Consider the following 3,608-nt stretch of genomic DNA (forward strand, 5'->3'; position numbering starts at 1 on the left):
TTTCTAATTGATCCCAATGATAGATTTCTAAAGGATTTTCATCTCTAAAATCATTTAACAACCTAATTTCACCTGCTTCAAGTTTTCCATCTGTAAATATTTGTAGGTATGAAGAAAATCCGTTATGGTTTGTCTCATATGTTTTCATTAGACCATCAGCATTATAGTATGAGTAATTACTATAATCAGGAGAAATAACACTTAAAGCTCTGTTATTATAGCATTTTTTCAAATCTATAAAATTAGAAACATCTAATGACCATTCAGGTATTACGTGAAGTATTAGGGAAGAACGTTCAGATAAGGACTCATCAATTTCAGAATCTAAGATAGTCGAAATTCTATCTGTGATAAAGTTATATATCTTTTGCTGTGTGATCTCTAATTCGGAAAACCCATTTTTCAAATCAGAATATCTCATTGGTCGAGATTCATTTCCATTACGTTTATAAAATTTGTGTTCACCATCATCAAATGCATGAGGTCTTAATATGCTTTTGGGGATTTCAATAACAATACAGTTATCATTATTTACTACGACATGGTGGAGTTTAATACCATAAATAGCAGGAACTGTTTTTGTAGCTATTTTATTTCGGAAAGATTGTTCCCAAGTTTCAAAATTTTCAACATTAACTCCAGTATCAGATATTTTAGTTGGGTTATGATTTTCATCCTCGGCAATACCTAAAATTATTTTTCCGCCGTCAGCATTGGCAAAAGAACAGATTTCCTTAATGAGTGTATTCATGTTTTTAGAATCTAAAGAATTAAATTTACCGTCCTTAAATTTATAATCTTTAAATTCGAGTATCTCAGATTCTTTTAATGAACTAGATAGTATTTCATTGATTAGTTCTAAGTAGTTTGTATTCATAATCCTCCTTTTTGTTTAAGATAAATTATTAGGTTTATAGTGATTTTTAATATAATAGTTTGCAATCTTCTCCATGAGATAATCATACATCTCAAGTATCTCATCATTTTCTTCTTTTTCTAGATTACCTTGACGTAATTCATTTTCCAAAGTGTCTAGCTTATCTAAAATTGCCAGGTATGATTCTACATAAGAATCTATTTTTCCATCGCTTATTTTTGTTTTTATAGCTTCTAAATCTATCATGACTTTTCCTTTCATTAAGTTCTTTTTGGGGGGGAGATTATCGACACTTTAATAATATCAAATAACATCTAACGAGATGTCCCAAAATTGTTTTAAAAACTAAACATCTCTAGAAAAGATCATGTTAACTTAACTAAAATAATTCATGATTTGAGTTATCCGTTCCATCAATTTCAGAAAAGAATTTGCTGTCATAACACACATCTAATCGATTGATAGGGTAGCCCATTCGATACATTTCATTGAGTTTAAAGAACATCAAATTGATATTTACGTTAAAAATACTGGCTAGCTCTTCATAGCATTTACCTTCCTGTATATACTCAATTAATTCATTATCATCGATAAGTAAATGCGATGCAAAAAGATTCGCTTCAAGTTCCGTCGAGCTTGTAATATTAAAAAGTTCATATTCAATCATCTCTTCATTCTTTGCAAGGTCATAATGGTAAATATCATGTCCAAGTTCATGAGCAAAGACCATATTTAAAATTCGCTCATCGATGAAAGGATTGAAGAAGACAAACTTATTTCTAAGAATAACTTTATACATTCCTAGCAATTTTGTTTTTTCTTTAAACGGAATTAAAGTTACATTACGTTCTTGCAAAATAGTACGAGGGTCTCGAGTACCATGATGAGCTATTAATTTTTGAACGTCATTATAAATCAGGTTTCGTTTTTGATTCATAGCTGACCCTCCTTACAAATTTATTCTTCCTCAATCCTATATTTTTTCGGTGTATATTTCTTATTTTCTAGCTTAGCCATATAAAAGGCTTCCTGCATTGCATCAAGTATTGTGGCCTTATCTTCATCTGGTAGTTCTCCACCTGCCATGAGTCCAATCATCCCATTAACAAGTTCTTCAGCATCTTTTGCTCCCTTGTAACCAAATTCTTTTCGAGCATTGATAAAGAAATCAGCCTCTTGTGACAGGAAATAATCTGTATCGACATCAAGAGCGTTTGCGATTTTTTCATAATATTTTTTTGTGCGAGGGAGCGTCTCGCCAAGTTCATATCTTGAAATAGATTTAATAGAGATGCCAGATTTTTTTGCTAATTCTTCTTGGGTTAAGTTTTTTTCTGTTCTCAAATCTTTTAATTTTTGGGCGAAGTTCATTTCATATCCTCCTTTATGGTCATTGAAAGTCTCAAAAATTTAAAATGGTATTGACATAAGCCATTAAGTGACTTAATATAATATAAAATATGACATTCAACGACTATATTATACTTTTAAAGTCTTAATTAGTCAATCTAATATAGCGAAAAAGACGAATTATAGGAGGAAACGTTGAAAGCAAAATTTATTAGAGAAAATTATGAGCCAATGATTCTAGATGAACTAGTTGGCGTTACAGGACTTATGTTATCTGATGATGTTTTTTGTTCTATTGCAAGTGAGGATGATGGTGTGCTTCCTCATGACATCGCCAACAATAGCATCATTTTTATAGATAAAAAAGCAAAATACAAGAAAGAAGATTACATCGTAATCAAGGACAGTAGAGTAACAGAAGACGGATATAGAATTACAAAAGCTCTTTCTAGCAAAGATAAGGATTTTTCGGACGTTTAATGATGTCCATCAAAATTTATTGAGGGAGATATTATGAGGTGGAAAATTGAAAAGAATTACAGAAAATATAGAAACAAGAGATTCATACGAATCCTATAAGCATAATGCAAAGTTACTACTTAAACTTTATAGGAAAGTCAGCTTTCATGTTCAAGATCGAATTCAGATGAAAGATCAAGAAGTTTATGCATGTAGAAGACAACACTTAGAAGATTTAGTTATAAGTTTTTTAGAAGTAGACACAGATGTTGATGTAAGAAAATTGGAAGAAAGTTTAATCGATATTAATGTCAGCTTATCTTTATTAGAACTTATGGATTTATCTTTAGAGAGGCTTAGTAGGTATCCAAATGATGGAGAACTTTATGCTGAGATTTTAAAAAGAAGATACTTTACAGAAGAAGCCAGAACCTGTGAACAATTATTAATCGTTCATAATATGAGTAGGTCAACTTATTTCAGATATCTAAATAAGGCGACAGAAGCTTTCGGGAATATGCTTTTTGGCTATGCCTTACCAGATGTCATAGAAGCCTTACAAGCTATACAGGAACTACCTATGGTAGCTGAAATGGCTCAACCCTATGAGACCTGATTGAGACAATGTTGGGACAAACTTGGCACTAGTTTGGTACTTAATTGCTACTGTAATGGGACTTCATCTAATTTAATCTAATATCATAAGGCGATTTTTGCCTTAAATATTATGGAATGGCCACGGATTACTTCGTGGCTTTTTTATTCCCAAAATTAGGTGAAAACAAATGAATAAAACAAGAGCTCCACCAGCCTCCTTGAATTTCAAAACACAAAAAGAAATTTAAGGAGGTTTTTTTAATGGTAAAGAAAGAATATTTTATTTTTGTAAATGGCGACAAGGTGATGGTAAGTAAGGAAGTAT

6 protein-coding genes are annotated in these 3,608 nt (G+C 31.3%); 2 read left to right on the forward strand and 4 right to left on the reverse strand.

The window, feature by feature from the left end; genetic code table 11:
* From PHF25_09135 to PHF25_09150, 4 genes are all read right to left on the reverse strand, one after another.
* Positions 1 to 877 (reverse strand): ATP-binding protein (locus PHF25_09135; GenBank protein ID MDD4528172.1); only part of this gene is annotated, 877 nt, incomplete at its 3' end.
* A 15-nt stretch (positions 878 to 892) separates the two neighbouring features.
* A complete protein-coding gene (locus PHF25_09140; GenBank protein ID MDD4528173.1) occupies positions 893 to 1,123 on the reverse strand; it encodes a hypothetical protein in 231 nt (76 codons plus the stop codon).
* A gap of 133 nt (positions 1,124 to 1,256) precedes the next feature.
* Complete coding sequence (locus tag PHF25_09145) at positions 1,257 to 1,814, reverse strand: ImmA/IrrE family metallo-endopeptidase (protein ID MDD4528174.1); 558 nt, start codon at positions 1,812 to 1,814, stop codon at positions 1,257 to 1,259.
* Positions 1,815 to 1,834: 20 nt separating this feature from the next.
* Positions 1,835 to 2,248, reverse strand: a complete 414-nt coding sequence (locus PHF25_09150; GenBank protein MDD4528175.1) for a helix-turn-helix transcriptional regulator — start codon at positions 2,246 to 2,248, stop codon at positions 1,835 to 1,837.
* 174 nt (positions 2,249 to 2,422) lie between these two features.
* Between PHF25_09150 and PHF25_09155 the strand changes: the two genes are divergently transcribed.
* Both PHF25_09155 and PHF25_09160 read left to right on the forward strand, forming a co-directional pair.
* Positions 2,423 to 2,707 carry a hypothetical protein gene (locus PHF25_09155; protein ID MDD4528176.1) on the forward strand — a complete coding sequence of 95 codons (285 nt, stop codon included), beginning with the start codon at positions 2,423 to 2,425 and terminating at the stop codon, positions 2,705 to 2,707.
* Between the two features lie 46 nt (positions 2,708 to 2,753).
* Positions 2,754 to 3,302 (forward strand): hypothetical protein, encoded by a 549-nt coding sequence (locus PHF25_09160; protein ID MDD4528177.1) that lies wholly within the window; start codon positions 2,754 to 2,756, stop codon positions 3,300 to 3,302.
* Positions 3,303 to 3,608: the final 306 nt, after the last annotated feature.

The sequence above is a fragment of the Candidatus Margulisiibacteriota bacterium genome, assembly GCA_028706105.1.
GTDB lineage: Bacteria > Margulisbacteria > Riflemargulisbacteria > GWF2-35-9 > DYQY01 > DYQY01.